Annotated in this window: 25 protein-coding genes; 17 read left to right on the top strand and 8 right to left on the bottom strand. The window is 61.5% G+C overall.

The genetic code is table 11. The features are described from left to right. Positions 1–70: 70 nt before the first annotated feature. Positions 71–328: a hypothetical protein gene (locus FY528_RS02060; protein WP_149069316.1), complete on the bottom strand. Its 258-nt coding sequence runs from the start codon at positions 326–328 to the stop codon at positions 71–73. Positions 329–536: 208 nt separating this feature from the next. Between FY528_RS02060 and FY528_RS02055 the strand changes: the two genes are divergently transcribed. Continuing rightward, positions 537–1,991 carry a diadenylate cyclase gene (locus FY528_RS02055; RefSeq protein ID WP_149069315.1) on the top strand — a complete coding sequence of 485 codons (1,455 nt, stop codon included), beginning with the start codon at positions 537–539 and terminating at the stop codon, positions 1,989–1,991. Between the two features lie 129 nt (positions 1,992–2,120). Here the strand turns inward: FY528_RS02055 and FY528_RS02050 are convergent, their stop codons facing one another. Further along, positions 2,121–3,104 (bottom strand): aldo/keto reductase, encoded by a 984-nt coding sequence (locus tag FY528_RS02050; RefSeq protein WP_149069314.1) that lies wholly within the window; start codon positions 3,102–3,104, stop codon positions 2,121–2,123. Between the two features lie 121 nt (positions 3,105–3,225). Here FY528_RS02050 and FY528_RS02045 point away from each other — a divergent pair, with 121 nt between their 5' ends. From FY528_RS02045 to FY528_RS02030, 4 genes are read left to right on the top strand one after another with little or no spacing between them, the layout of a single operon-like run. Further along, complete coding sequence (locus FY528_RS02045) at positions 3,226–3,738, top strand: DUF4112 domain-containing protein (protein ID WP_149069313.1); 513 nt, start codon at positions 3,226–3,228, stop codon at positions 3,736–3,738. A gap of 49 nt (positions 3,739–3,787) precedes the next feature. Next, entirely contained in the window at positions 3,788–4,222 is a 435-nt protein-coding gene (locus FY528_RS02040) for a hypothetical protein (protein ID WP_149069312.1), read from the top strand. Then, complete coding sequence (locus FY528_RS02035; protein ID WP_262383881.1) at positions 4,219–4,914, top strand: SCO family protein; 696 nt, start codon at positions 4,219–4,221, stop codon at positions 4,912–4,914. Before FY528_RS02040 ends, FY528_RS02035 begins: the two co-directional genes overlap by 4 nt. Beyond that, positions 4,914–5,336: a c-type cytochrome gene (locus FY528_RS02030; RefSeq protein ID WP_149069311.1), complete on the top strand. Its 423-nt coding sequence runs from the start codon at positions 4,914–4,916 to the stop codon at positions 5,334–5,336. The genes FY528_RS02035 and FY528_RS02030 overlap by 1 nt, the downstream gene beginning before the upstream one ends. Positions 5,337–5,403: 67 nt before the next feature. On the opposite strand, the gene FY528_RS02025 is transcribed toward FY528_RS02030, so the two are convergent. After that, positions 5,404–6,813 carry an alpha/beta hydrolase family protein gene (locus FY528_RS02025; protein WP_149069310.1) on the bottom strand — a complete coding sequence of 470 codons (1,410 nt, stop codon included), beginning with the start codon at positions 6,811–6,813 and terminating at the stop codon, positions 5,404–5,406. Positions 6,814–7,054: 241 nt separating this feature from the next. Between FY528_RS02025 and FY528_RS02020 the strand changes: the two genes are divergently transcribed. The 3 genes from FY528_RS02020 to FY528_RS02010 all read left to right on the top strand — a co-directional run bounded on the left by FY528_RS02020 (position 7,055) and on the right by FY528_RS02010 (position 9,861). Beyond that, the gene (locus FY528_RS02020) at positions 7,055–8,083 is read left to right on the top strand and encodes a sensor histidine kinase (protein ID WP_187631956.1); all 1,029 of its coding nucleotides are present in this window, start codon (positions 7,055–7,057) and stop codon (positions 8,081–8,083) included. Further along, complete coding sequence (locus tag FY528_RS02015) at positions 8,080–8,802, top strand: LytR/AlgR family response regulator transcription factor (protein WP_149069308.1); 723 nt, start codon at positions 8,080–8,082, stop codon at positions 8,800–8,802. The genes FY528_RS02020 and FY528_RS02015 overlap by 4 nt, the downstream gene beginning before the upstream one ends. A gap of 84 nt (positions 8,803–8,886) precedes the next feature. Next, positions 8,887–9,861 (top strand): enhanced serine sensitivity protein SseB C-terminal domain-containing protein, encoded by a 975-nt coding sequence (locus tag FY528_RS02010; protein WP_149069307.1) that lies wholly within the window; start codon positions 8,887–8,889, stop codon positions 9,859–9,861. Positions 9,862–9,918: 57 nt separating this feature from the next. Here FY528_RS02010 and FY528_RS02005 read toward each other — a convergent pair whose 3' ends face one another. Beyond that, positions 9,919–10,482, bottom strand: coding sequence for a DUF2062 domain-containing protein (locus tag FY528_RS02005; RefSeq protein ID WP_187631955.1), 564 nt, complete (start codon positions 10,480–10,482; stop codon positions 9,919–9,921). A gap of 97 nt (positions 10,483–10,579) precedes the next feature. Here FY528_RS02005 and FY528_RS02000 point away from each other — a divergent pair, with 97 nt between their 5' ends. The 8 genes from FY528_RS02000 (at position 10,580) to FY528_RS01960 (ending at position 18,221) form a co-directional block, all read left to right on the top strand. Then, positions 10,580–11,518: a YihY/virulence factor BrkB family protein gene (locus FY528_RS02000; protein ID WP_187631954.1), complete on the top strand. Its 939-nt coding sequence runs from the start codon at positions 10,580–10,582 to the stop codon at positions 11,516–11,518. Between the two features lie 89 nt (positions 11,519–11,607). Further along, entirely contained in the window at positions 11,608–12,996 is a 1,389-nt protein-coding gene (locus FY528_RS01995) for a DEAD/DEAH box helicase (RefSeq protein WP_149069305.1), read from the top strand. Between the two features lie 526 nt (positions 12,997–13,522). Further along, positions 13,523–14,188 (top strand): hypothetical protein, encoded by a 666-nt coding sequence (locus FY528_RS01990; RefSeq protein ID WP_149069304.1) that lies wholly within the window; start codon positions 13,523–13,525, stop codon positions 14,186–14,188. 109 nt (positions 14,189–14,297) lie between these two features. After that, entirely contained in the window at positions 14,298–15,065 is a 768-nt protein-coding gene (locus FY528_RS01985; RefSeq protein WP_149069303.1) for a prolipoprotein diacylglyceryl transferase, read from the top strand. 584 nt (positions 15,066–15,649) lie between these two features. After that, entirely contained in the window at positions 15,650–16,207 is a 558-nt protein-coding gene (locus FY528_RS01975) for a hypothetical protein (RefSeq protein ID WP_149069301.1), read from the top strand. 16 nt (positions 16,208–16,223) lie between these two features. Continuing rightward, complete coding sequence (locus tag FY528_RS01970; RefSeq protein WP_149069300.1) at positions 16,224–17,624, top strand: radical SAM protein; 1,401 nt, start codon at positions 16,224–16,226, stop codon at positions 17,622–17,624. Position 17,625: 1 nt separating this feature from the next. After that, positions 17,626–17,907 (top strand): hypothetical protein, encoded by a 282-nt coding sequence (locus tag FY528_RS01965; protein ID WP_149069299.1) that lies wholly within the window; start codon positions 17,626–17,628, stop codon positions 17,905–17,907. A gap of 11 nt (positions 17,908–17,918) precedes the next feature. Then, positions 17,919–18,221, top strand: a complete 303-nt coding sequence (locus tag FY528_RS01960; protein ID WP_149069298.1) for a hypothetical protein — start codon at positions 17,919–17,921, stop codon at positions 18,219–18,221. Positions 18,222–18,299: 78 nt separating this feature from the next. Here the strand turns inward: FY528_RS01960 and FY528_RS01955 are convergent, their stop codons facing one another. From FY528_RS01955 to FY528_RS01940, 4 genes are read right to left on the bottom strand one after another with little or no spacing between them, the layout of a single operon-like run. Beyond that, a complete protein-coding gene (locus FY528_RS01955) occupies positions 18,300–19,574 on the bottom strand; it encodes a DUF3570 domain-containing protein (RefSeq protein WP_187631953.1) in 1,275 nt (424 codons plus the stop codon). A 30-nt stretch (positions 19,575–19,604) separates the two neighbouring features. After that, complete coding sequence (locus tag FY528_RS01950; protein WP_149069296.1) at positions 19,605–19,838, bottom strand: DUF4266 domain-containing protein; 234 nt, start codon at positions 19,836–19,838, stop codon at positions 19,605–19,607. Continuing rightward, positions 19,835–20,905, bottom strand: a complete 1,071-nt coding sequence (locus FY528_RS01945; RefSeq protein WP_149069295.1) for an FAD:protein FMN transferase — start codon at positions 20,903–20,905, stop codon at positions 19,835–19,837. The genes FY528_RS01950 and FY528_RS01945 overlap by 4 nt, the downstream gene beginning before the upstream one ends. A 2-nt stretch (positions 20,906–20,907) precedes the next feature. After that, positions 20,908–21,363 carry a thioredoxin family protein gene (locus FY528_RS01940; RefSeq protein ID WP_149069294.1) on the bottom strand — a complete coding sequence of 152 codons (456 nt, stop codon included), beginning with the start codon at positions 21,361–21,363 and terminating at the stop codon, positions 20,908–20,910. Positions 21,364–21,698: 335 nt separating this feature from the next. Here FY528_RS01940 and FY528_RS01935 point away from each other — a divergent pair, with 335 nt between their 5' ends. Beyond that, positions 21,699–23,993, top strand: a complete 2,295-nt coding sequence (locus FY528_RS01935) for a molybdopterin oxidoreductase family protein (protein WP_149069293.1) — start codon at positions 21,699–21,701, stop codon at positions 23,991–23,993. Positions 23,994–24,000: the final 7 nt, after the last annotated feature.

The following is a 24,000-nucleotide window of genomic DNA, read 5'->3' as shown; positions in this document are numbered from 1 at the left end:
GCTTTCTGGTAGAAGAGCGTCTGGCTTTGTTCAGGACGAATGGCTTCGCGCCACTACCCAAATCCTTTCTTCACTCCTCATTCTTCATTAACTCCTTCTCCACCGCTTCGGCCAGAATGGCCCTGGCTTCTTCTACCAGGCGCTGGCCCGGGTCGGCGTGCTGGCGGTAAACCAAAGCACACAGCACGAAAAACGAGACAATCGGGAGAAAGCAGCCCAGGAAAAACCACAGCCAGAAAGACCGCCCGTGGCTATAGGCGCAATAGCCCGTCGTCAGCGGTAGAATTACCACCGAAAACAGCATAGCTAGCAGTAGATCGACGAACATAAGGCAAGGGGGGCTGGCTCGTATTCTAAGATACGGGAGTACGCTGAGAAAACCGCAAGGCGAGCAATGACTACTTTGCAGACTGCAAACCGGCAGGGGCCCTACTTGTTAAGGCAAATACGCAGCGGGGGCCACCTTTTGCCCCCATTTCTGCGTACACGACCCACCTGCCCCCTAAGTGCCGCCCGGCGGCTGCTCCTTGTTGCCCATGTGGGATTCCCAGAAAAGCCTCTTCCGCGTCTCCGCCCAACTCTTTGCCGAAGGAATTTTTAACCTGCTCGACCGCAACCTGCGCCCGGAGGTATTCCTGCTAGGCTTGGCCTCCGCCAAGGAACCCAACGAGCCCGCCGCGGTAGTCATCGAGCCGCCTACTCACCGCTACCGGCCTTCGCAGTTTCAGGAAGTGAAAAACCGGGCCTCCCAGCTGGAGCCCGAAGGTCCGCGCGAAGTGGTGTACCACCTGCACCCTACCGACCACGACCGGTTTGAAAAGATGCGCTGGTACAACCTGCTGCGGCGGGCCACCGAAGCCACCATTGCCGACCTGGAGGCGGCTTCCCCAACCGAGGCGCGGGTATCGTTCTGCTCGCAGCCGGTGAGCGTGAGCAACTACCAGATCCTGGTGGTGCTGCAAATGAGTGCCGAGGCTTACCACAGCCACTACGCCCTGCCGGCCGCCCCCAATGGCCGCGCCGGCTCCCTGCTGCAGGCCACGGTGCAGGAGTTTCTGCACGACTGCCTGCGGGCCCTGCGCGAGTCGGACCTGGATGAGGACCGCCCCATTCTCGACCGCGACTACAACGAGCTGCTGCGCGCCGCCGGCCGCCGCTTTATGCTGGCCGTTGGCAACGGCAACCACGGCCTTTACGACGCCTGTAACGGCATTGCGGCCCTGCGCCACGAGGGCGACGAGGGCGTGGGCCTGATGGCTCTTTCGCGCCGCCACCACCCGGCCGTGCGCCCCGTGCTACTGCTGGAAACGCCCATTGCCCTGCGCGACCATCGGTCGATGCGCAAGCTCCTGGAGCTCAGCGAGGAAAACGTGGCCCTGATGAGCGACGCGGCCAATCTGTTTGGCCTGGGCGAGGTCGTAGCACTCGACGACCCTAACTATGAGCCCCTGTTTATGGTGCATTTCACCAAGCACTACAGCTGGGACCTCAGCCACGCCGGGGAAGTGATGATGCGCGTCGTATCGAACACGCCGCGCCTGCCCCGCTCCCGGGTAGATGAGCGCAACTTTGAGCGGGCCATCCGCCGCAACTGGCCCGACATGGATGCAGCAGGCGTGGAGTACCTGTGGTCGTTGGCGCTCAGTGCTACTTCCCAGCCGACGGGCACCATCCTGCTTATTTCGGATGGGGCCGCCCAAGAGGCTCGCCGCCTGGCTACGCAGTGCTACCGCGTCACGCCCACGCGCATTACCCCGGCCATGGTGCGCCTGGTCACCAACATCGACGGGGCCGTGCTCATCGACCCGCAGGGTACCTGCTTCGGCATTGGCGCCATCCTCGACGGGCTGGCTACGGCCAAAGGTGACTCCTCGCGCGGGTCGCGCTTCAACTCCGCCGTGCGTTACGTGGAAACCAGCCGCTACCCCTGCCTGGCCATCGTGGTAAGCGAAGATGGGTGGATTGATCTGCTCCCGCCCCTGGGGAAATAAGGCGCCGGTTTCCGGCAATACGTCATGCTGAGCTTGTCGAAGCATCTCTATCGAACGGTCCAAGGAAGCGGTAGAGATGCTTCGACAAGCTCAGCATGACGTTGATTTTCCTGCCGTAATCCGGAATAGTTACCCGTTCACCGATTTCATCATTTCGGCGGGGTAGCGCAAGCCGGCTGCCTGAGGCGCGAGTTCGTCGAGCCGCTGCAGCTCTTCGGCAGTGAGTGACACGCCCAGGGCGCCCACATTTTCTTCCAGGTACTTCACGCGCTTGGTGCCGGGAATGGGGGCCACATCTGTGCCTTGGGCCAGCACCCAGGCCAACGCCAACTGACCGGGCGTACAGTTCTTCTGCTCGGCCATTTCGCGGATGCGGGCTACCAGATCCAGATTCTTCTGAAAATTCTCTCCCTGGAAGCGCGGCGTGAAGCGGCGGTAGTCGTCGGCGGCCAGATCTTCGAACCGCTGAATCTGCCCCGTGAGGAAGCCCCGGCCCAGGGGCGAGTAGGGCACAAACCCAATGCCCAGCTCGCGGCAGGTCTGCAACACACCGTCTTCCGGGTCGCGGCTCCAGAGGGAGTATTCACTTTGCAGGGCCGTGATGGGGTGCACGGCGTGGGCCCGGCGGATGGTTTCGGCCGAGGCTTCGGAAAGACCCAGGTAGCGCACTTTGCCCGCCTGCACCAGCTCGGCCATGGCGCCCACGGTTTCTTCAATGGGCGTATTGGGGTCAACGCGGTGCTGGTAGTACAGGTCGATGTAGTCGGTGCCGAGGCGGCGTAGGCTACCCTCACAGGCCTCGCGCACGTATTCCGGCCGCCCGCTGATGCCACGTCGGGTGGGGTCGTTGGGGTCGCGCTGAATACCGAATTTGGTAGCCAGCACCACGTTTTGGCGCTGCTCACGCAAGGCGCGACCTACCAGTTCTTCATTGGTGTAGGGGCCGTACATATCGGCTGTGTCGAAGAATGTGATGCCCAGTTCCAGGGCGCGGTGCAGGGTGCGGGTACTTTCGGCATCGTCGCGGCCGGCGTAGAAATCCGACATGCCCATGCAGCCCAGGCCCAGGGCCGATACCGTGAGGCCTTGCCGGCCCAGTGTGCGTTGTTCCATCGTGGTGAGTTGGTAAGTGAGTAGAATGCGTAGGGTGCTAAGCTATAACTGCCGGTCGGCGCAATAGGTTAGTTTATCATTTTACGCGGAGTTGCGTTAGAAGGCGCATAACCTCTCCCTTATGGCCTCCTCTCCTGTTTCCCCGGCTTCTCCCACTTCCTTCGACCAGGATGAGCGCCTGCGCTGGGTGTCGCACATTTCCCGGCTCATGGACAGCCAGTTCCGCGTACCCGGCACCACCTGGCGCTTCGGCCTCGACCCCATCATGGGCCTAATTCCGGTAGTGGGCAATCTGCCGTCGATGGCCATTTCCGGGGTGCTGATTATGACCATGTTCCGCCACGGAGCCAGCGGCAGCCTCATTATTCGCATGGTTATCAACGTGATACTGGATTCTTTGATTGGCTCCATTCCCATCCTGGGCAACATCTTTGACTTCGCCTACAAGGCCAACGACCGAAACGTGCAGCTGCTGCGCCGCCACTACCAGGAAGGGCGCTACCAGGGCAGCGGGAAAGGACTGATGGCCGTGGTAGCCATTGTGTTGCTGCTGGGCTTTGGGCTCCTGCTCTGGGGCACCTGGACGCTGGCTTCCTGGCTCTGGCACTACGCCGAGCTGCATTCCAACTGGTAGACCGGCCAATGGTTGAGCATGGTTGCCAATCGTGCTGTACCTTTGCCGCGTGCGTACGTTTTCGATTGTTGTTGCCCTCCTGATTGGCCTGAGCGGTCTGCTCCCCGCCTGCACTTCCTCGCCCAACCCTGCCGAGCAGGTAGCGGCCGCCGAGCAGCGCGTGCTGGCCTCCCACGACTCACTGATGGCGCGGATGGACCAGCTCTACTCCCGCCGCCAGCAGCTCCAGGCCCTGCCCGCCGCCGACTCCGCGGGCGCGGCTGCCCGTAGGCGCGCCCTGCTGGCCGCCGAAAGCGCCATGATGGGCTGGATGCACCAGTACCGCAAGCCCGCCGACACGGTAGCGCCGGCCCGGCAGCTGGCTTACTTTGCCCGGCAGCAGCAGCGCATCGATTCCGTGGGCCTTCTCATGAACAGCAGCCTCGACTCCGCGCAGGCGCTATTGCCCGCGGCCCCGGCGGCCGCTACTCCTTCTTCTCTATGATGCGTTTTCTCCTCCGCCAGGCTTTGCGCAGCAGCGCACTGGCCTGGTCGGCCGGCCTGCTTCTGGCTTCCTGCTCGCTCGATTCTAACCCCAATAAAGCGGCTACCCTACCTTACATTGGGGAGCGGGAAGTAAAGCCCCGCGCCGATGGTGGCCCGGCCGATACGGTGTTTGCCGTGGTGCCGACGTTCCACCTGACCAACCAGCAAGGTCAGCCGGTTACCAAGGCTACGTTTGCTGGCAAGGTGTATGTCACGGATTTCTTTTTTGCCACCTGCCCCAGCATCTGCCCCAAAATGCAGAGTGAGCTGCTGCGGGTGTATGAGCAGTACAAAGGCAACCCGCGCGTAGCCTTTCTCTCCCATACCATCGACCCGGACCACGACTCTATTCCGGTGCTGCGCGACTACGCCGAGCGGCTGGGTGTGAAAGACGCCAGCCAGTGGCACTTCGCCACGGCCCCGCGCGACACCATTTTTGGATTGGCACATGCCTACTTCACCGCGGCCCAGCCCGACAAGGAAGCCCCGGGCGGCGTAGCCCACAACGGCACCTTTGCGTTGGTTGACAGCAAAGGCCATGTGCGCGGCCTTTACGATGGCCTGGTGAAAGCCGAGGTAGACCGCCTTATCCGCGAGCTGCCCGTGCTGCTGAAAGAGGAAGAGCAAACCGCGGCCACCGCAGCCAACTGATGCGCTGGCTGCGCACTTGCCTGCAGGCGGCCGCGGTACTGGCGGCAGCTCTGAGCATAGGCGGCTGTTTTTCCAACCGCCAGAACGAAGGCGCCAAGCTCTACCAGACCCACTGCGCCAGCTGCCACGGCGAGCAGGGCGAAGGCCTGCGCCGCCTGATTCCGCCCGTGGCCGCCTCCGACTACGTCACCCGCAACCGGGCTAGTCTGCCCTGCCTGATCCGTAAGGGCCAGCGCGGGCCGGTAGTCGTCAACGGCGTGGAGTACAACCAGGTGATGCCCGGCCACACTGACCTGACTGACTCGCAGATTGCCAACCTGCTGAACTTCGTGCAGCAGAACTGGGGCAATAAGAACGAGCCCTATACCATCCGGGAAGTGTCGGAATTGCTGGGCCGCTGCAATGGCTCTGACGGTCAATGAAAAGTGAGAGCTGTGAAGTAGGGGTTGTATGACACCTACTTCACAGCTCTCACTTCCTCTATTTTAGCTACTTGCCGCTTGTGTGAGTTTTTAACCAGGACCCTACGGCCTCCAAGGCTGCCGGAGCAAAGGTTTCCTCCAGGCCCACGTACTCCTGCGGGGCGCCTGTATTGGCTGTTTGGAAGAGGTGGTTGAGGCCCGGTAAAGTCCGAACTGTAACGTCGCGGTTGTGGGCCGCTTTTAGCCCCTGCTCAATGGCTTGCAGATTCTCTGCGGCGGCCACCTGGGTATCTTTGGCGCCGTTGAGCGCCAGCACGGGCACTTTTACTTTCTGCAGATAAGTGGCCACGTCCGTGGTGAGGAAATAGCGCATCCACGGTCCCGTGAGCGGGGCTACTCCCTTCAGGGCTTCCTCCGCGCTTACCTGCGGCTGCAGCTGCTGTACGCGTGACGCCAATAGCTTAGTTAGCGCCTCGGTGCTGGTGCTGGCCGGCTGGCGGCGTAGCTCCGCGAACAATGCCCCATTTACGCGCCGCATCTCGCCCAGCGAGGCCGTATCCATACCTTGGGCCCGCCCAATGTCTTGCTGCTGACGTAGCAGCACGGCGTCGCCGGCCAGGCCGGGGCCGGCTAGGGTCACCACCAGGTTGGGCCCGCCGGGTTGGGCGGCCGTTTGCCAGGCTATCAGGCCGCCTTCGCTGTGCCCAATCAGGGCTACCTGGTCGGGCTTGATGTCGGGGCGGGTACGCAGGTAAGCCAGGGCCGCCTGCGCATCGGTGGTGAAGTCAGCAGTGGTGGCACCGGCAAACGTACCCCCGGACTGAGCCGTACCCCGGTCGTCGTAGCGCAGCACGGCAAAGCCCTGGCGGGTAAGGTAGTCGGCCAGCACGAGGAAGGGCTGGTGGCCGAGAATGGACTCGTTGCGGTCCTGGGGGCCGGAGCCGCTCACCAGCACCACCGCCGGGAAGCGGCCTTTGCCCTTGGGCAGGGTGAGCGTACCTGCCAGGTTTAGCTTAGCCTTTGCATTCGTGAAGCTGACCTCCTGGCTTTGGTAAGGAAACGGTGCCTGGGGTGTTTGCGGGCGGCGCAGGGCTGCCTTGGCCGGGGCCGCGCCGCGCGTCAGGGTCAGGGGCATTTCGGCGCCGCCCTGCTGCCACAAGCCTGACACCTGCTGTTGATCGGGCGAGAACCGACCAATAAACCGGGCTTCCAGGGGCGTGAGCGTCAGGTATAAACTATCGGCGCGCAGCTGGACACGCGTGATGGCCATGTCTTTCAGCCCTTGTTGAGGTACCGACAGGGTTCCGCTGAGCGCGGCTGGGGTGCCGGCCAGGGTGAACACCGTTTGCAGGTCTCCGGAAGGCAGCTTTAAGCTACCCTGCCAGGTGCCGGCCGGACCGCTGGGCGTTTGCGCCAGCGCGGCAGTAGCCGTGAGCAGACCACCGAAGGTGAGGGCAAGTAGAGAGGTAGTTTTCATAGGGTAAGGTTGGAAAAGTAAGACACGTTGCACGAAGTCCGCGAAAAGCCGCGCCCTTTCGATGCCCAAAACTGCCGGGCCGATGGCGGGAATAAAAACCGGCCGGACCAACCCGCCCGAAAAAGGGACCAACACCTTACCGGCCCGGATAACCCGCGTTCATCATGCGCAGTTGGTGGCCGCAGCCCTATCGCCTACTTTCGTTCTGAGCCTGGCCGGGTTGGTAAGGCCTCGACTACGTATGGCTACTTCTGCTTTTCCGACTCCCCGCGTGGGGCTGCCTTCCTGGCTTCGGCTTACGCTCCGCGACGCGCTGGTGTGGTCGTCCATGCTCGCGCTGTCGGTGGTGGCCGACCGCCGCTTTCTGACGGGTGATTTTCCCTGGGCGGTCTTTCACGAGTTTCTGGTGTACCTGCTGCTGCCTACTGTGGGCGCCGTGTACGTGAACCACTTGGTGCTGGTGCCCCGCCTGCTGGACCAGGGCCGCTACTTTCAGTACCTGGCCGCGCTCCTGATCTGGTCGCTGCTGCTGGGCGGGATACTCAAGCTCGTATTTACTCGGTTCTACGCCCAGGATTCGTGGGGGCACAGCAGCTTTAACGTGCTGTTTGTGCAGCTGCTGGCCATGGGGGTGCTCATGGTGTGGCGCTCTATCACGCAGCGTCGCACCCGCCTGCGCACCCAGCTGCTGGAGCGCGACCAGCAGCTGCGCCTTTTAGAAGCCCAGGTAAACCCCCACTTTCTCTTTAATACGCTCAACAGCCTCTACGCCCTCAGCCTCACCCAAAGCCCCCAAACGCCTGACATGCTCCTGGCGCTTTCCGGGCTGATGCGCTACCAGCTCGACAGCACCCAGCGTCCCCGCGTGCCCTTACAGGAAGAGCTGGACTACCTGCGCAGCTACACGGCCCTGCAGGCCCTGCGCCTGGGTGCACGCTGCCCGCTGGTGGTAGAGCTGCCAGAGCCCGAACAGGCGGCGGGCTTCACGGTGCCACCCCTGCTGTTTCTGGCCCTCATCGAAAATGCCTTCACCTACGGTACGCGCCGCGCCCAGGGCTCTTTTGTGACGATAAAACTGACGCTGGAAGCCGGAAAGCTGCACCTGAGCTTGCGCAACGCCCTGCCCCCGGCCACCGATGCCGGCGGTGGAGCAGGCACTGGCCTCGCCAATACCCGCCAGCGCCTGGCCCTTCTATACCCCGACCGGCATACCTTGCACGCCGAAGCCTCGGCCACCGAGTTCTGCACCGACCTCTACCTTGCCCTATGAACCCTGCTCCCCTGCGCGTGCTGATTGTGGACGATGAGCCCCTGGCCCACGAGGTGCTGCGCACCTACATTGGGCGGGTGGCCCACCTCGCCGTGGCCGGCCACTGCTACACCGCCGCCGAGGCCCTGGCGTTTCTGCACCAGCACCCGGTAGATGCCGTGCTGCTCGATATTCAGATGCCCGAAATGAGCGGCCTGGAGCTGCTGCAGGCCCTGCCCCAGCGCCCCCCCGTCATCCTCACCACGGCCCACAGCGAGTTTGCCCTCGAAAGCTACGAGCACGGCGTGATTGACTACCTGGTGAAGCCCGTGCCCTTTCCCCGGTTTCTGAAAGCCATAGGTCGCCTGGGTGCCGGAACGATGGCCCCGTCAGCTCCCACGCCGGCTTCCGCTGCCGAGCCCCCGGCCGCCCTGCTCCTGCGCGATGGGGCCACCACCCACCGGGTGGCTCTGGCCGATATTCAGCTGCTGGAAGCCTACGGCAACTACGTGAAGGTGCACACCGTGGCCGGCCGCCTGGTAGTGACGGATACATTGCGTCGCCTGCTCACGGAGCTGCCGGAAGCGGAGTTTGTGCGGGTGCATAAGTCATACGTGGTGCCGCTGCGGCGAGTGGAGCGGCTGGAAAGCCAGCAGCTGACGGTGGCCGGCCAGGTGCTGCCCCTGGGCGCCGCCTTCCGCCAGGATTTCTTGCGGCGCTGGCAGCAAACGGCCCAGTAGGCGCGCGGTTTTAGCGGCGGCAACGGGGTGCATCTTCCCCAAAACCTCCTTAGCTTGCAGCTTCACCCCGAATCTGACTCTGCAATGGGACTATTTGATTTCCTGAAAAAGAAAAACGACGAAGCTACCCCCGCGCCGACTACCCCGCCGGCCGCACCCGGCAAGCCTGAAGCTGGTACGCCTGAGACACCGGCAGCGGCTGAGCGCAAAGGCCCGCGCTACTCGCGCCCCCAATACACTTCGCCTACTGCTACGCCCGCCCCGGTAATGCCGCCCATGCCGGTTTCGCCCGTGCCTCCCATGCCACCGCAGCCTGCCTTTGAGCCGCAGAATGCCCTGGAAGAAGCCCTGATGCGCGCGGCCAACGAGCCGCAGTTCCGCCCTATCTTCTACCAGGAGCTGCTGGGCCACGAGCTGATTATCCTGCCTTTGCCCTCCGAAGGCCGCGACTCCGGCGAAATCACCATTGAGCCCGGCTCGGAAGTGAAGCTGCAAATGCTCAACGACAACAAGCTGCCCGTGTTTAGCTCCCTGGAGCGGGTGTTTGAGGGCGGCATCGTGCCCGAGGGCGTGCCCTACCTGCGCATGCGTGGGTTCGACTTCTTCAACATGGTGCGCGGGGCCGAGTGCGTGCTCAACCCCTTCTCCCCGGTGGGCAAGCTGCTCACCAACCAGGAGCTGGAAGATCTGCTGTCGGGTACCCTGAACGAGGAAGGCCCGCAGGGTCTGGCTCCCGATACGCGCGTGCAGCTCAGCCAGCCTGCCGAATACCCCACGGCCCTGGCCGAGTCGATCCGGAAGTTCAGTGCGGCCCAGCCCCTGGTGCAGGCCGTATATCTGGCGCAAATGCAGGTAGAAGGCACCCCGGAGCCTTCGCGCCTGCTGCTGGGCTTTCAGATTGAGGGCGAAGATGCCAGCTTCCTCCAGGAAATGGGCCCCTTCGTGCAGCCCTACCTGCAGGAAGGCCAGCTGGTAGACATGATGGTCCTCAACCCCGACCCCAACGACCCGCTGGCGGGCTACTTCCGCCAGACCGAGCCGGTTTACCAGAAGGCCTAAGCCACCGACCTTTCTTATGTTGATGGCTCCCGCGGCGCGCCGCGGGAGCCATCTTTTTTATTCTGGCCTAATTTCTTCTTCTGCCTGCTGCGCGTTGCTTACGGCCGCCGGCTGCCGGGCAGCCAGGCGCTTGAATACCGGCTGCAGCCCCAGGTAAAGGAAGAGGCCCAGAGGTACCGAAAGCCCGGCCCACAGCAGCAGCGCCCCCAGCTCGGCCCGCCAAAGCAGCTGCAGCCCGCCGGCCCAGTCGTGGGCGAAGTAGTACTGCAGTCGACTCAGCGTGAGTTGGGGGGCGTGGCCTCCGCTGAGCAGGCGCCCACCCCATTGCAGCAGCGGAATCATCACCAGCAGCTGCAGGGGGCTCATTAAGTGGCTGACGAGCAGCATGGCCGCCACGTTCAGGCGCAACCGCAGGGCCACGAAGGAGGACAGCAGGGTAGTAACGCCCAGCAAAGGCACCAGCCCAAATGACACGCCCAAGGCCACGGTAAGGGCCAGTTGGTTGGGGGAAAGGCCCTGCCGCAGGATGGCCAGCGCGGGCTGAATGACTTTACGCCGCAGCCAGCCATCCGGCGAAGCGGACGGCGCGGAGGCATCGGGAGGAGGAAGCGGCTGGGGCACGAAATCGGGCGAAAGTAGATACGGAAGATGCAGGGGCGCTGCGTATCTTCGCGCAATGCACCCGCGGCCGTTCGCCCACAGGGTGGGTGAGCGACCAATGGCAAAAGTACGAGCCCCCGGCCAGCCCCGGCCCAAAGTCTGGACGGATTTCTTTTGGCTGCTCCGCAAAGCAGCCCAGGAGCTGGCCGCCAACGACCCGTTGCGCCTGGGCGCCGCCACCGCGTTTTTCACGTCGTTTGCCCTGCCCCCTATTCTCATCATTCTGGTGCAGCTGCTGGGCTCCTTGTACTCTACCAGCCTGGTGCGGGGGCTGCTGCTTACCAAGCTGGCCAATCTGCTGGGCTCCTCGGCGGCCGAGCTGGTGCAGCAGATCCTGAAGAACGTGACCAACGTGGAGCGCAGCCGACTGGTGTCGTGGCTGGGGTTTGGGTTTCTGCTCTTTATTGCCACCACGCTGTTCGTAGTCATCCAGAACTCGCTCAACCAGCTCTGGAACATGCGGCCCCGGCGCACCACGAAGCAGCTGGCGAAGATGCTGAAGGAGCGGGCCCGCTCCCTGGGCGCCCTGCTGGCCACGGCCCTGCTTTCGGTGCTGGCCTTCACCTCCGATACTATTCTGGCTTTGTTTGCCGACTATATCAAGGACTTTGATGCCACCTTCGGCTATTATCTGGTGCAGATACTCAACCAGGTAGTTTCTCTGCTGATACTGGCGGCCTGGTTTGCGGCCACGTTTCGCAACCTGAGTTTGGCCAAAGTACCCTGGCGGGCTGTGCTGCGCGGGGCCGTGCTCACCGCCGTGTTCATCGATATCGGCGAGTTTATTCTGGGGCACTTGCTGGTGCAGCGCAACCTGGGGCCCATTTACGGGCCGGCGTCCAGCCTGGTGTTGGTGCTGCTGTTCGTGTTCTACTCCGCCATGATTTTCTACTTCGGCGCCTGCTTCACCAAGGTCTATGCTCACTATATCGGCATTGATATCCGCCCGAAGAAATCCGCCGTGCGTTACCGCCTGGTGGATGTGACGGAGGAGTAAAGGGCTGAATGGCCAGCTAGCGGCAAACTCAGGCCAGCTAAGTCTGCTGCTTCACCACCCAGGCAGTCAACAATAGTTACCTTTGCCCCATGAGTACCCTTACCTTCGCCGACCTCGGCCTCGCGCCCACCTTGCTGCAAGCTCTCGAAGAGCTGACTTTCGCGGCCCCCACCCCCGTCCAAGAACAAGTTATTCCGATGGCGCTGGCCGGGCAGGACGTGGTAGGGCAGGCGCCTACTGGCTCCGGCAAAACCGCCGCCTACGGCCTGTCGGTGCTGCAGCAGCTGGATGTGAAGGTGGACGCCGTGCAGGTGATTGTGCTGGTACCCGCCCGGGAGCTGGCCTTGCAGGTGCGCGACGCCCTCAAGAAACTCGGTAAGTACCTGCCCAACCTGCGCGTAGCGGCCTTCTACGGAGGCCACGCGTTCCGCGAGGAAACAGCCTCGCTCAAGCAGGCTCCGCACGTGGTAGTGGCCACGCCCGGCCGTCTGCTCGACCACTTCGAGCGGCGCAGCATCATTCCCAACCAGCTGAAGGTGCTGGTGCTGGATGAGGCCGATAAGCTGTTGGAGCTGGGCTTCCAGGACGAGCTGGTGGAGATAATCAAGCGCCTGCCGCGCCGTCGCCAGACCCTGCTGTTCTCGGCTACGATGTCGGACAAAGTACTGGAGCTGATTCGCAAGAACCTGACGCGGCCCCGCGTGGTGAATGCTGGTGAAGACACCGACGAGCTGCCCGAAAACCTTACGCTCCTGGGCCACGTGGGGACGCTGGAGCAAAAGCCCGCGGCCCTGCTGCACCTGCTTAACCAGCCCGAAACCGGCCGCGCCCTCATCTTTTGCAACACCCGTGAGCGGTGCGCCGAGCTGGCGCGCTTCCTGCACGGGCGCGGGGTGGCCGCCGAAATGCTGCACGGCAAAATGCCCCAGCCTGAGCGCGACAAAGCCCTGATGAAGCTGCGCAACAACTCGGCCCAGGTGCTGGTAGCCACCGACGTAGCCGCCCGCGGCCTCGACGTGACCCTGCTCGACACGGTGGTGCAGTACGACGCCCCCGACAAAGCCGATGGGTTCCAGCACCGCGCCGGCCGCACGGCCCGCGCCGGTGCCGCCGGCACGGCTCACCTGCTGGCCACGCCCAAGGAGCAAGCCCACGTGCAGAAGTGGCCCATTGCCGAAGGCATCAAGTGGACGCCCATGCACGCGCCCAAGCTGCCGCCCGCCGCCCCCAAAGCGCCCCGCCCCGAAAACGTGACCCTGCACGTGTCGGCCGGCAAGAAGGACAAAGTAAGCGCCCACGATTTGGTGGGGGCCTTCGTGAACGTGGGCGGCGTGGGCCGTGACCAGGTGGGCCACATCGAAGTATTCGACTACTACAGCTACGTGGCCGTGCCCCGCCAGCTGGCCCCGGAAGTGGTGGAGCGCCTGCTGGGTGCCAAGGTGAAAGGCAAGAAAGTGCGCGTGTCGGTGGTGGAGTAGCTTTTCCTCGTTCTTGCACGAAAGCGGCGCTATGTTGCCCCGGCCTCTCGCTCATAATGCTATGCGAAGGCTGGCTATGAAGGAATAAAGTGCGACAGAGAACGTAGCCACAGCTCTCTGCTTATCTTGGGCTCCATTACGAATTATCAAAGTGGGCCGGGTTCTTTCGTTGTTTATAATGCTGCTTGTGCTGGGCCAAACCGCTGGCCAGGCGCAACGACTGTCTGCGGCCACGCGCAAAGCGGTGATAAAGCTACGCCACTCACGTCCGGGGCGCGACAACATCGTTAGCTTCGGTATGGGCAGTTCCTGTCCGGCAGACAGCCTTGGTCGTCATGGTTTATGCCAGGCAACCAACGCCGAGCTGACGTATCTGGCCAACCATCTGAAACCCAGCCTGCGGACCTATGCTTTCTCGATATTGGTGCGAAGAAGGGCGCCTGAAGTTTTCCCGCTTCTCTTGACTCACCTGCGCGACCAGCAGAAGACGTGGGCAAGATGGTCACCACATGGCCGTTCCAGCGTAATGGTCGGCGACTTTTGGCTGGCGCTTGTTGACCCCAACGAATCCGATCCAGGAGATTTTACGCTTACCCCGGCGCAGCAAGTCATTATCGACAGCTTGCTGCTATTTCAGCCGGGCGTACGCTTGGAAGCCCAGGCCCAACTGCTTTCAACGCTGCCAGCAAACCCGCGCTACTACCGGCGGGTGCGGCACTTGGCCCACCGGCCTTGGGGTACGCCCACAGCCCTGCTGCCATTGGCCCGCTATCAGCGCGCCGCAGACCGGCCGCTAATCCGGCGTAGCTTGGGCTATCGGGCCGGGCATCACAACAGCCGGGGCCGCCGGGGTCGGCTTGCCCTCGAAGCTGTGCAAGCTTTTCCACACCAAGACTACTACTACCCGAAGCTGCGGCGCTTGTTCAGCCGTAACCTGACCTGGAAATACTACAACGAAGATACCTGGCGCTGGCTTTGCCTGGCGCTGGCCCGGTACCCTCGCGCCGAAACCGTACAGCTGTTCCAGCAGATTTTCAGCACCGATACGTGGCGGCGGCAGCAGTTACAGGTGCCACTACAAGCCGCCCTGCTCCGGTACCCCAGCCCACAATGGCAGCCCTTGCAGGAGCAGCTGCACCTGACGAAGTACGACCAGGAAAAGGTGCAGAAATATCTGGCCCAGCCGGAGTAAGCTACTCTGTCCAGCCTGGCTTCGTAGTTTACCAAGTAGGCATTATGTGGAGGTAGCACTACCGGAACACGGGGATATTGTAAGTTACGGCCCCCAACAACTCCCTGCCGTGACGTACCCCGTCCAACTTACCCTCGGTCCGCTGGTGCTGCCGGTTCACCTCTTGTTTGAGGTGCTGGCCTACTCCGTGGGCTACCGGTTCTACCAGCGCCAGCGCGCCCGCACCCTCGACCCCATTTCCGATGAGCACCGCCTCTGGATTTTTGTGGGCTGCGCGGCCGGCGCCCTGCTGGGCTCCCGGGTGCTGGGGCTGCTGGAGCACCCGGCGCTGCTGGCCCACCCGCCCGGCGGCTGGCTGTACTACTTCACCAACAAAACCATTGTGGGGGGCCTGCTCGGCGGGCTCATCGGCGTGGAGCTGACCAAGAAGCTCCTCGGCGTAACGGCCTCTAGCGGCGACCTGATGGTGTACCCCATTTTGCTAGGCATGTGCCTGGGTCGCCTGGGCTGCCACTTCGCCGGCCTCACCGACGGCACCTTCGGCACCGCCACTGCCCTACCCTGGGGCATCGACTTCGGCGACGGAACCGCGCGCCACCCTACCAACCTCTACGAAATCGGGTGGCTGGCCTTGCTGGGCGCGGGCATCTGGCTGGCGGAGCGGTGCCGGCCGCTGCCCGCGGGCTGGCGGTTCCGGTTTTTTATGGTAGGTTACCTGCTGTTCCGCCTGCTGGTCGAGTTTATCAAGCCCACGCCCGCCCCGAGCGGATGGGGCCTCACGGCTATTCAGTGGGCCTGCGTGGCGGGGCTGGGGTATTATGGGTGGCTGTGGATAAGCCAACAGGCAGCTACCAACTTACCTAGTAACGCATCTTAAGATATTAATGCGCTTGAGGTTACAATCCTAGTCAGTACCACTATTACATTTCTTCTTAAAATCAATTAATAAAACACCATGAAAGGAGTTTTAATACTCTCATTCTTTTTTATCTGCTTTTGTTCTAACAGCGCATTAGGACAAAGAACAGATTGTCACAATTTCAGAAACGGCAAATTCAAGCTCACTGATAGAGGTAACACAACAATTATTACTCGCTCAGGTGGCGAACAAACTGAGGTTCATAATAACTCGACTAAACCAACGTCATACAAGGTTAAATGGCTCGATGACTGCACCTATGTACTAATACCAAATCAAGATGTATTCGATAAATACCCCAACATGCCAAAAGATGCAATGCTGACGGTAAGAATAAGCAGCACCACCGACAGTTCTTATACGCAAACTTCTACTTCAAATTTCTCAGAACTTGTATTCACTTCAAAGATGGTTAAAATCAAATAATCGTTTACTTACACTAATAAATTACCATACCCGAACGTCTCTACACCTACTGCGACTTCACCTTGCGCCTTTGCCTGCGGCCTCTTCTATCTGAATAGAGTAATCCTACATTTTTAATGGAGAAGTTCTGCGTTTGTCTATGCTTCCTGCTGCTATTGATTGGGCGAGTCGGACAGTGTCAAATTGTGATTCCGGAAGCTAAGCTAAAAGTCACACTGCCGAATTCATCTTGGTCGGCCTTGAGCCGTCAGGAGCTTGGAGAGCGGCTGCTATACAGTTCAAAGCGTCTTCCCATCGTTGATAAGGCGGGCCGGAGCATTATCCCGAACATGGCATTTCTGCTGGAAGAAATACCTAGTACAGTCGACTTACAAACGTTCAGCGCGGAGTTGCAGCGCGGTCTAACTGAGGAGCAGCCAGACGGTGTTCATGATGCCAGGGTCGTGAATATGTATAAACCCGACGAAAAGAACGGGGTAATCCGGCTGAAAAACATGCTTGGCTACCAGCTGACTTATTTGGATAAAGCGTCGCTCAGTCACACTGTTTACGTTGTTTACCTCGTGCACAATGATGTGGGCGTGCAGGCAATATTTGACTCTACTTCGGACGTGTTTGCACAGTGTGAACCCGAGTTTCTGCGGACTATTCACTCTATCGTCAACCTTCCCTAAGCATCTCTGTCTGCCCATGCCCGAACGTCCCTATACTTACTACGACTTCACCCTGAGTTTGTGCCCGCACTGCTTGCGGCGCGTGGAGGCCAAAATTGTCTTCGAGGACGGGCAGGTGTTCATGCTCAAGCGCTGCCCCACCCACGGCCGGCAAAAAGTGCGCATCGCCACCGACGTGGAGTACTACAAGAGCATCCGCAACTACGTGAAGCCCAGCGAAACCCCACGCCGCTTCAACACCGCCACCCACTACGGCTGCCCCTACGACTGTGGCCTGTGCACCGACCACGAGCAGCACAGCTGCCTGACCGTCATTGAAATAACGGACCGCTGCAACCTGACCTGCCCCACCTGCTACGCCGAAAGCAGCCCCCACCACGGTCGGCACCGCACCCTGGAGGAAGTGGAGGCCATGATTGACGTGCTTGTTCTCAACGAAGGGGAGCCCGACGTAGTGCAGATTTCGGGCGGGGAGCCCACCCTGCACCCGCAGTTCTGGGAAATACTGGACATGTGCAAGCGCAAGCCCATCAAGCACCTGATGGTGAACACCAACGGCGTGCGTCTGGCCAAGGATGAGGAGTTTGTGGCCCGGCTGGCTACCTACGCCGGGGCTTTCGAGGTGTACCTGCAGTTCGACTCCTTCCGCGAAAACGTGCTGCTCACCATGCGCGGCCGCGACCTGCGCGAAGTCAGGATGAAAGCCCTGGAGCACCTGAACAAGTACAATCTGAGCACCACCCTCGTCGTGACCCTACAAAAGGGCCTCAACGACGACGAGATGGGCGAAATCATTGACTTTGCGCTAAAGCAGCGGTGCGTGCGCGGGGTCACGTTTCAGCCCACCCAGGCGGCCGGGCGGCTAGAAAACTTCAACCCCGAAACCGACGCGTTTTCCCTGACGGAAGTGCGCCAGGGCATCATCGACCAGAGCCCCGTATTTACGGTTCAGGACCTGCTGCCCGTGCCCTGCAACCCCGATGCGCTGGCCATGGCCTACGCCCTCAAGCTCGAAGGCGAAGTCTACCCGCTTACCCGCTACATCGACCCGGCCGAGCTGCTCACCAACAGTAGCAACACCATCGTGTACGAGCGGGACCCGCGCCTGCGCCAGCACATGCTGCGCCTGTTCAGCACCGCCAACACCGTGGATACCGTGGTGCCCGAGCTCAACCAGTTGCTCTGCTGCCTGCCCCAGGTATCGGCACCCAACCTGAGCTACGAAAACCTGTTCCGGGTCATCATCCTGCAGTTCATGGACGCTTGGAACTTCGACGTGCGGGCCGTGAAAAAGTCCTGCGTCCACATCGTGAGCAAGGACCTGAAAATCATTCCCTTCGAAACCATGAATATCTTCTACCGCGACCCGGAAAAGCTGGCCCGCCTGGCCGAGCTGCGCGAAGCCTCCGTTTTATAGTATGGAAACGCCGCCCCCTGAGAAAGGCCGTGTGGGCCTAGTCCTGCTCATCAATCTGGGCATTATTGTGGTTTTGCACGTGGGGCGGCAACTGCTCGACAGCAACGAGAGTATCTTCTTGATTCTGTTTGGTATGTCCTTTCTCAACAGCATGCTGTTTTTGCTGATGCTCGTGACGGGGAAGCGGAAAACCAGCCTGGGTTTCTTCCTGGCGGCCCTGCTGGTTTTCATCATTGGCTTCGGCGACTGCGCCACCCACCTCAATCTTGGCAACATGCACTAACCTCAACCGCTATGGAACCAACCCCAACACCCCGCCCTAACCATGTGTTGCGCAACAACCTGCTGCTCGTGCTGGTAGCGGCCGTAGTGCTGGGCTTGCTGGGGCGGTTTGTAGCGGTGGGCGCCGCTTTTCTGTTTGCGGGCGGCTACCTGGTACAAGTGCTGGTGAATGTGGTGCTGGGTGTGGTGCGGCTGGTGAAGGCCGAGCCGGGTCGAAGCGCCGCCCCCTACTTCCTGAGTGCCCTGCTGGTGCTCATCATCGGCTTCGGGGCCTGCAGCGTCATGGTGCTGGCCGGCCTGGACACCATGAATTAATAGCCCAAAGCCAGCACTTTCTGATGCAGACTCTAAGCTGACTTCCTGGGTGAACTTACCGAGAATCTACCCCTTAGCCTAGGGCAGGGTAAAGGAAAGGTCGGCGCTGATTAGGTTGGCCGTGAGGCCGGTGCTCTGCCGATAATGCGCGTAGCGCAAATCCAGGGCTTTGAACTTGGCCACCTGGCCCCCAAACGGCGTTTTGAAGCGTCCAATGCCATACACCGGAGAGTAGCGCAGCCCCAGCCCCAGCTTGTTAGCGGAGAAGTTAGCCAGATCGTAATCGGAGGTATAGTATTCATCCGTGACGCTGTGCTCCAGATAGGGCGCGAAGTATGTGGCGGCGGTTTGGGTGTGGTAGCGGTAGAAAGGGTACAGCACAAAAAAGGGCGTCACCTTCAGCGGCGTTTCCAGCTCCAGGGTGTGCGCCCTGATGCCAAAGTTGTCGTTGTAGAACCGGTAGTAGCCGCGCAGCTGCACTAGGTCGGTGGCGTAGTAGTTCAGGCGCAAACCCACCGGATACTTCAGGCGCTGCCGGGGCAGCAGCTCGGTTTTGGCCGTACCCAGCGCCCCGCCGGTTTCCCGGAAGTATACGCGGTGAAAAGGCGTGCTCAGCAGTCCGTTCTGGGCTACCAGCTCGGTGCTCACGGCCGCCTGCAGGCGCTGGGTGAGTACCTGCGAGTACACCAGGTTCAGGTTGTAGCTCTGGCGCGTATCGAAGCCGGAGCCATGGTCGCCGCCCCGCCCCTGGCGCAGTTCCGCGGGCAGGATCAGCGTAGCCCGGTCAAAGAACACCTGCGCGGCTGCGCTCAGCTCGCGGTTGCCATCGGCGGAGGCACGCGCCCAGGAGGCGGTGATATTCCCCGAGAGGTAGTCGTATTCCTTGGAAAAGCCCCCACCCACGCCCACAATCGTGCGCTTATCGGCCAGCTGCCGCGAGTAGCCCAGGTCCAGGTGGTAGCGCGTATCCGATGACGAAGGCGTGGACAGCACCTGGTCAATCCGGTCGGTGGAAGCGGAGGCGTAATAATCCACCCCCAGGTTGGCTGATACCCGCGTGGCGGAGTCCAGCGGCACGTTCAGGATAATGGTCGGGGTGAAGTCGGTGAGCTGCTGGGTGCCGCGGCCGCCTTCTACCGCCCCGTGGTCCCCCTCCTGGGCATAGTAGCTGGACAGAATGTTGATTTCCGTTTCGCCGTGGTTGCTGGGGTTGGGCGGACTCGGAGCCGTGGTAGCCGGGGTGCCGTAGCCGTCTACCCGGTTGGGGGTGGGCGTGGCCTGGGCGCAGGCCAGCGTAGGCGCGGCCAGCAACGTCAGAACCTGAAAAACTGTGGTAAGTGCAGAGCGGAGCATGGCAGAAGAAAAGCGCGGATGTGTCATCGGTTAGTTGCAGCCGCAGCCCCCGCCTACTTTGCCGCCGTTAGCGCCGCCGGCGCCTTCCCGGTAGCTTTCAAAGTTGGTTTCGTATACTTCGATGCGCTTGTTGGCCAGTTTCATATCCTCATCGTTGAGGTACATTTTCTGGTAGGCGGCTACCGATACACAGCTGGTGAAGCCGCTGCCGACCAGCAGCAGCAACCCTCCCAGCAAGAGCCGAAGCGTGGAAAAATAAGTCATGGTGTAACAGGGGTGGAGGTGGCCGCTGGTAGCGTGGCCGCACTGTGATAGTAGTTTACCTGCATGCCTTTGGAGGCCAGGGTACGCCCGTCGTTGGTGATGAGGGTGCAGTCCACACCCTTCAGCTGGTTGATGAAGGCCAGCCCTTCTTCCGGGCCTTTCACGAACACCACTTCGTCGAGGCCGTCGGCCAGCTCCACATCGGGGCAGATAATAGTGACGGAGCGAAGTCCCGTGGCCGGGTAGCCCGTGTGCGGATTAATGATGTGCCCGTAGTACTGGCCGTCCACCGTAAAATACTGTTCGTAGTTGCCGGCCGTCACCACGGCCACATCCGTTACCGTCAGCCACGACGACACCGACTGCGGGTAGGCCGGGTCACCGATGGCAATGCGCCAGAGGGAGCCATCGGCCTGCCGGCCCCAGCACGAAACGTCGCCCGAGCCGTTGATTAAGCCACCCTGAATACCCATCTGTTTCATCAACGCCTGGGCGCGCCGCACCCCGTAGCCCTGCAGAATGCCCGCCAAGTTCAGGCGCATGCCTTTGTCTTGCAGCATCACGGAGTGCGTCGCCGGGTCCAGCAGGACTTTGTGGTAGTCGATGCGGGCCACCGAGGCTTTTACCACCTCGGGAGCAGGCAAAGCGGCATGCGCCTGCCGGTCGAACTGGTAGATTTTCTCCCCCCCGGCGAAGGTGATGTCGAAGGCACCGCCGCTCAGCTCCGACAGCTTGAGCGTCCGCTGAATCAGGTCGTACACTTCGCGGTCAACTTTCACTGGCCGGATGCCCGCCTGGCGGTTCACCTGCGTTATCTGGGAAGTTGAGTCCCAATAGGAGAACAGCCGGTCGATGCGCCGGGCTTCGCGGATGCCGGCCCGAATGGCGCGCCACGCCAGCGTATCATCAGCTGCAACGGCCGTGAATGTGAAATGGGAACCCATCAGGTGGGCCGAGCGGGTGAAGTTGCGGGACCTAGCCGACGGGGTTTGGGCCCCCGCAGTGCTCATGCTCAGCAGCAGGCCCAGCAGCAGGCCCAGCGGTTGACGAATTGTGCGGAGCATCATCCTTAGCGCTTGGCCAGCAGCTGATTCAGGTAGGCATCGTAGGCAGCGGGGCCGCCGGGCCGGTAGCCCGTTTTGGCCAGCACCTTTCCCTCGGGCGAAAGCAAGACTACCAGCGGGAAGGAGCCTTCCTTATTGAGTTGGGCCGCGGCCTGCTCGTTTATCTTGGTTTGGGCGGCCGGCAGCTTGTTTTTCTTGCTGCGCGGAAAGTCGAAGCGGGCTAATACCAACTTGTCTTTGGCAAACTGCTGAAACTCGGGTTGGTCGAACACCTCCTGCTTCAGCATAATGCAGGGCTTGCACCAGTCGGAGCCCGAGAAAACAACCAACACAGGCTTATTACTGGCCTTAGCCTGTTGCAGGGCCTGCGCGAGGTCGGTATTCCAGCCCTCGGCTGGTGCCTGGGCTTGCACGCCCACACAGGGCAGCAGCAACAGCAGGAGAATGTTCAGAAAACGCATAAGAAGAAACCCTGGGTTAGATTAAAAACAGATTAAAACATAAACCGTGCTACTCTACGCAGCAGCTGCCAGGAAGGTCTATTCGCGAACTGCTTTTGACAGCAGGTTCCATGCTTGCCCCTCTCCTTCTGATGGCCTTCTCCTTCCGGAAAGCGCTGTGTGCTTGTTAGGTGGGTATTGCAACCGCGTCATGCTGGTACTCAACTCAACCAGAAAACCCCAATAAAAGATTAAAATAAAATTAAAATATCAGCTGATTTCCGCAATCCTAACGGACCTAGCTTCGTATCGGAGGGAGAAATACGCCCTTTTCAGTTCACTTACCTGCCCTGCTTATGTCGGAAACCCGCAATGCTATTCAGGATATTTGGGGGCCCCGCACGCCGTATCACGGAACGTGGCCCCTGCGCGAAGATGAACGGGTAACCGCAACGCCCGACCACTGGGTGCAGTCGGCCTGCGTGCTGTGCTCCAATGGCTGCGGCCTCGATATTGGCGTGAAACATGGCCGCATCGTGGGCGTGCGGGGCCGCGCCAATGACCGGGTAAACCACGGCCGGCTGGGGCCCAAAGGGCTGCACGGCTGGGAGGCCAATCATAGTCCCGACCGCCTCACCAAACCCCTGATCCGACGCAACGGGCAACTGGAAGAAGTTAGCTGGGAGGAGGCCATGCGCCTGATTGTGGAACGCTCCCAAGAGCTGATCCGTCAGCACACGGCCAGCGCCATTGGCTTCTACACCTCCGGGCAGCTTTTTATCGAGGAGTATTACACCTTGGGCGTGCTGGGCAAAGCCGGCCTGGGCACCCCGCACATGGACGGCAACACCCGCCTGTGCACCGCCACGGCCGGCGCGGCCCTGAAGATTTCCTTTGGCACCGACGGGCAGCCCGGTTCCTACAACGACCTCAACACCACCGAGGCCGTGCTGCTGGTGGGCCACAACATGGCTTCCCAGCAAACAGTGCTTTGGACACGCATTCTCGACCGGCTGGCCGGGCCCAACCCACCGCAGCTAGTCGTTATTGACCCACGCCGCACCTACACCGCCGAAAAAGCCACCCTGCACCTGGCTCCGCGCGCAGGCACCAACCTGGCGGTGCTCAACGGGCTAATCAACCTACTTATCGAAGCCGACCAGATAGACCATGAATTCATTAAGGCGCACACGGTAGGCTTTGCGGAGCTGCGCCAGACGGTGGAGAAATGGACGCCGGAGCGGGTAGAGCACCTCACGGGCGTACCGGCCGACAAGCTGCTGGCGGCGGCGCGCATCCTGGGCACCAGCAAAACCTTGGTTTCTACGGCCCTGCAGGGCGTGTACCAGTCGATGCAGGCTACGGCCGCCGCGGTGCAGATCAACAATATTCACCTTATTCGCGGGCTTATTGGCACGCCCGGTAACGCCATTCTGCAAATGAACGGGCAGCCCACCTCCCAGAACACCCGCGAGTGCGGAGCCGACGGCGACCTGCCGGGCTTCCGCAACTGGGACAATCCTGACCACATGGAGGAGCTGGCCCGGCTCTGGAACGTGCACCCCGACAAGATTCCGCACTGGGCGCCGCCCACGCACGCCATGCAAATCTGGCGCTACTGCGAAACGGGCTCCATCAAGCTGCTCTGGATTCAGGCTACCAACCCGGCCGTGAGCATGCCGGAGCTGGCCCGTATCCGGCGCATTCTGCAGCAAAAAGACTTGCTGGTGGTCGTGCAGGACGCCTTTCTGACGGAAACCGCGAAGCTGGCCGACGTGGTGCTGCCTACGGCTATCTGGGGCGAGAAAACCGGCACTTTTACCAACACCGACCGCACCGTCCATATTTCCTACCAGGCCATCAATCCGCCCGGGGAGGCCCGGGCCGACTTCGACATTTTCCTGGATTATGCCCGGCGCATGGACTTCCGGGATAAAGACGGGCAGCCGCTCATCAAGTGGAGCACGCCGGAAGAGGCCTTTGAAGCCTGGAAAGCCTGCAGCAAAGGCCGCCCCTGCGACTACTCAGGCCTGAGCTACGAGAAGCTCACCGGGGGCTCCGGCATCCAGTGGCCCTGCAACGAGCAGCACCCCGACGGGGCCGAGCACCTCTACACCGACCACCAGTTCAACACCCACGCCGACTACTGCGAAACCTACGGCTACGACCTAGTAACGGGCGCCGAAAAGCAGCCCGAAGAATACAAGGCCAATGACCCCAAGGGCAAGGCCATCATCCTGGCCGCCGACTACGAGCCGCCCCACGAAGAACCCGATGCGGAGTATCCGCTCTGGTTTACAACGGGCCGCGTTGTTTACCACTTTCATACCCGCACCAAAACCGGCCGGGCCCGCGCCCTGCAGGAAGCGGCACCGGCAGGCTTTGTGCAGCTCTCGGCCGAGGATGCGGCCCGCCACGGCATAGCGGAAGGCGACCTAGTGACCGTAGAATCCCGGCGGGGCAAAGTAACTGAGCCAGCCCGCATCGGCGATATTGAGCCGGGGCTGGTGTTCATGCCCTTCCACTACGGCTACTGGGACCACGACGAACACGACAAGCGCGCCGCCAACGAGCTAACCCTGACCGAATGGGACCCGATCAGCAAGCAGCCCCACTTCAAGTATGCGGCCGTGCGCATCCGCAAAGCGTAGCTGCCCC

Origin of the sequence: Hymenobacter lutimineralis (genome assembly GCF_008271285.1) — a bacterium.
Taxonomy (GTDB): Bacteria; Bacteroidota; Bacteroidia; order Cytophagales; family Hymenobacteraceae; genus Hymenobacter; species Hymenobacter lutimineralis.
Note: the sequence above shows the minus strand (reverse complement) of the source record. Positions and strands in the feature narration are given on the sequence as shown.

Bases quoted from the DNA above. Each gene is read 5' to 3' on its own strand.
- FY528_RS02060 (WP_149069316.1), bottom strand. From the start codon at position 328: ATGTTCGTCGATCTACTGCTAGCTATGCTGTTTTCGGTGGTAATTCTA.
- FY528_RS02055 (WP_149069315.1), top strand. From the start codon at position 537: ATGTGGGATTCCCAGAAAAGCCTCTTCCGCGTCTCCGCCCAACTCTTT.
- FY528_RS02050 (WP_149069314.1), bottom strand. From the start codon at position 3,104: ATGGAACAACGCACACTGGGCCGGCAAGGCCTCACGGTATCGGCCCTG.
- FY528_RS02045 (WP_149069313.1), top strand. From the start codon at position 3,226: ATGGCCTCCTCTCCTGTTTCCCCGGCTTCTCCCACTTCCTTCGACCAG.
- FY528_RS02035 (WP_262383881.1), top strand. From the start codon at position 4,219: ATGATGCGTTTTCTCCTCCGCCAGGCTTTGCGCAGCAGCGCACTGGCC.
- FY528_RS02030 (WP_149069311.1), top strand. From the start codon at position 4,914: ATGCGCTGGCTGCGCACTTGCCTGCAGGCGGCCGCGGTACTGGCGGCA.
- FY528_RS02025 (WP_149069310.1), bottom strand. From the start codon at position 6,813: ATGAAAACTACCTCTCTACTTGCCCTCACCTTCGGTGGTCTGCTCACG.
- FY528_RS02020 (WP_187631956.1), top strand. From the start codon at position 7,055: ATGGCTACTTCTGCTTTTCCGACTCCCCGCGTGGGGCTGCCTTCCTGG.
- FY528_RS02015 (WP_149069308.1), top strand. From the start codon at position 8,080: ATGAACCCTGCTCCCCTGCGCGTGCTGATTGTGGACGATGAGCCCCTG.
- FY528_RS02010 (WP_149069307.1), top strand. From the start codon at position 8,887: ATGGGACTATTTGATTTCCTGAAAAAGAAAAACGACGAAGCTACCCCC.
- FY528_RS02000 (WP_187631954.1), top strand. From the start codon at position 10,580: ATGGCAAAAGTACGAGCCCCCGGCCAGCCCCGGCCCAAAGTCTGGACG.
- FY528_RS01995 (WP_149069305.1), top strand. From the start codon at position 11,608: ATGAGTACCCTTACCTTCGCCGACCTCGGCCTCGCGCCCACCTTGCTG.
- FY528_RS01990 (WP_149069304.1), top strand. From the start codon at position 13,523: ATGGTCGGCGACTTTTGGCTGGCGCTTGTTGACCCCAACGAATCCGAT.
- FY528_RS01975 (WP_149069301.1), top strand. From the start codon at position 15,650: ATGGAGAAGTTCTGCGTTTGTCTATGCTTCCTGCTGCTATTGATTGGG.
- FY528_RS01970 (WP_149069300.1), top strand. From the start codon at position 16,224: ATGCCCGAACGTCCCTATACTTACTACGACTTCACCCTGAGTTTGTGC.
- FY528_RS01965 (WP_149069299.1), top strand. From the start codon at position 17,626: ATGGAAACGCCGCCCCCTGAGAAAGGCCGTGTGGGCCTAGTCCTGCTC.
- FY528_RS01960 (WP_149069298.1), top strand. From the start codon at position 17,919: ATGGAACCAACCCCAACACCCCGCCCTAACCATGTGTTGCGCAACAAC.
- FY528_RS01955 (WP_187631953.1), bottom strand. From the start codon at position 19,574: ATGCTCCGCTCTGCACTTACCACAGTTTTTCAGGTTCTGACGTTGCTG.
- FY528_RS01950 (WP_149069296.1), bottom strand. From the start codon at position 19,838: ATGACTTATTTTTCCACGCTTCGGCTCTTGCTGGGAGGGTTGCTGCTG.
- FY528_RS01945 (WP_149069295.1), bottom strand. From the start codon at position 20,905: ATGATGCTCCGCACAATTCGTCAACCGCTGGGCCTGCTGCTGGGCCTG.
- FY528_RS01940 (WP_149069294.1), bottom strand. From the start codon at position 21,363: ATGCGTTTTCTGAACATTCTCCTGCTGTTGCTGCTGCCCTGTGTGGGC.
- FY528_RS01935 (WP_149069293.1), top strand. From the start codon at position 21,699: ATGTCGGAAACCCGCAATGCTATTCAGGATATTTGGGGGCCCCGCACG.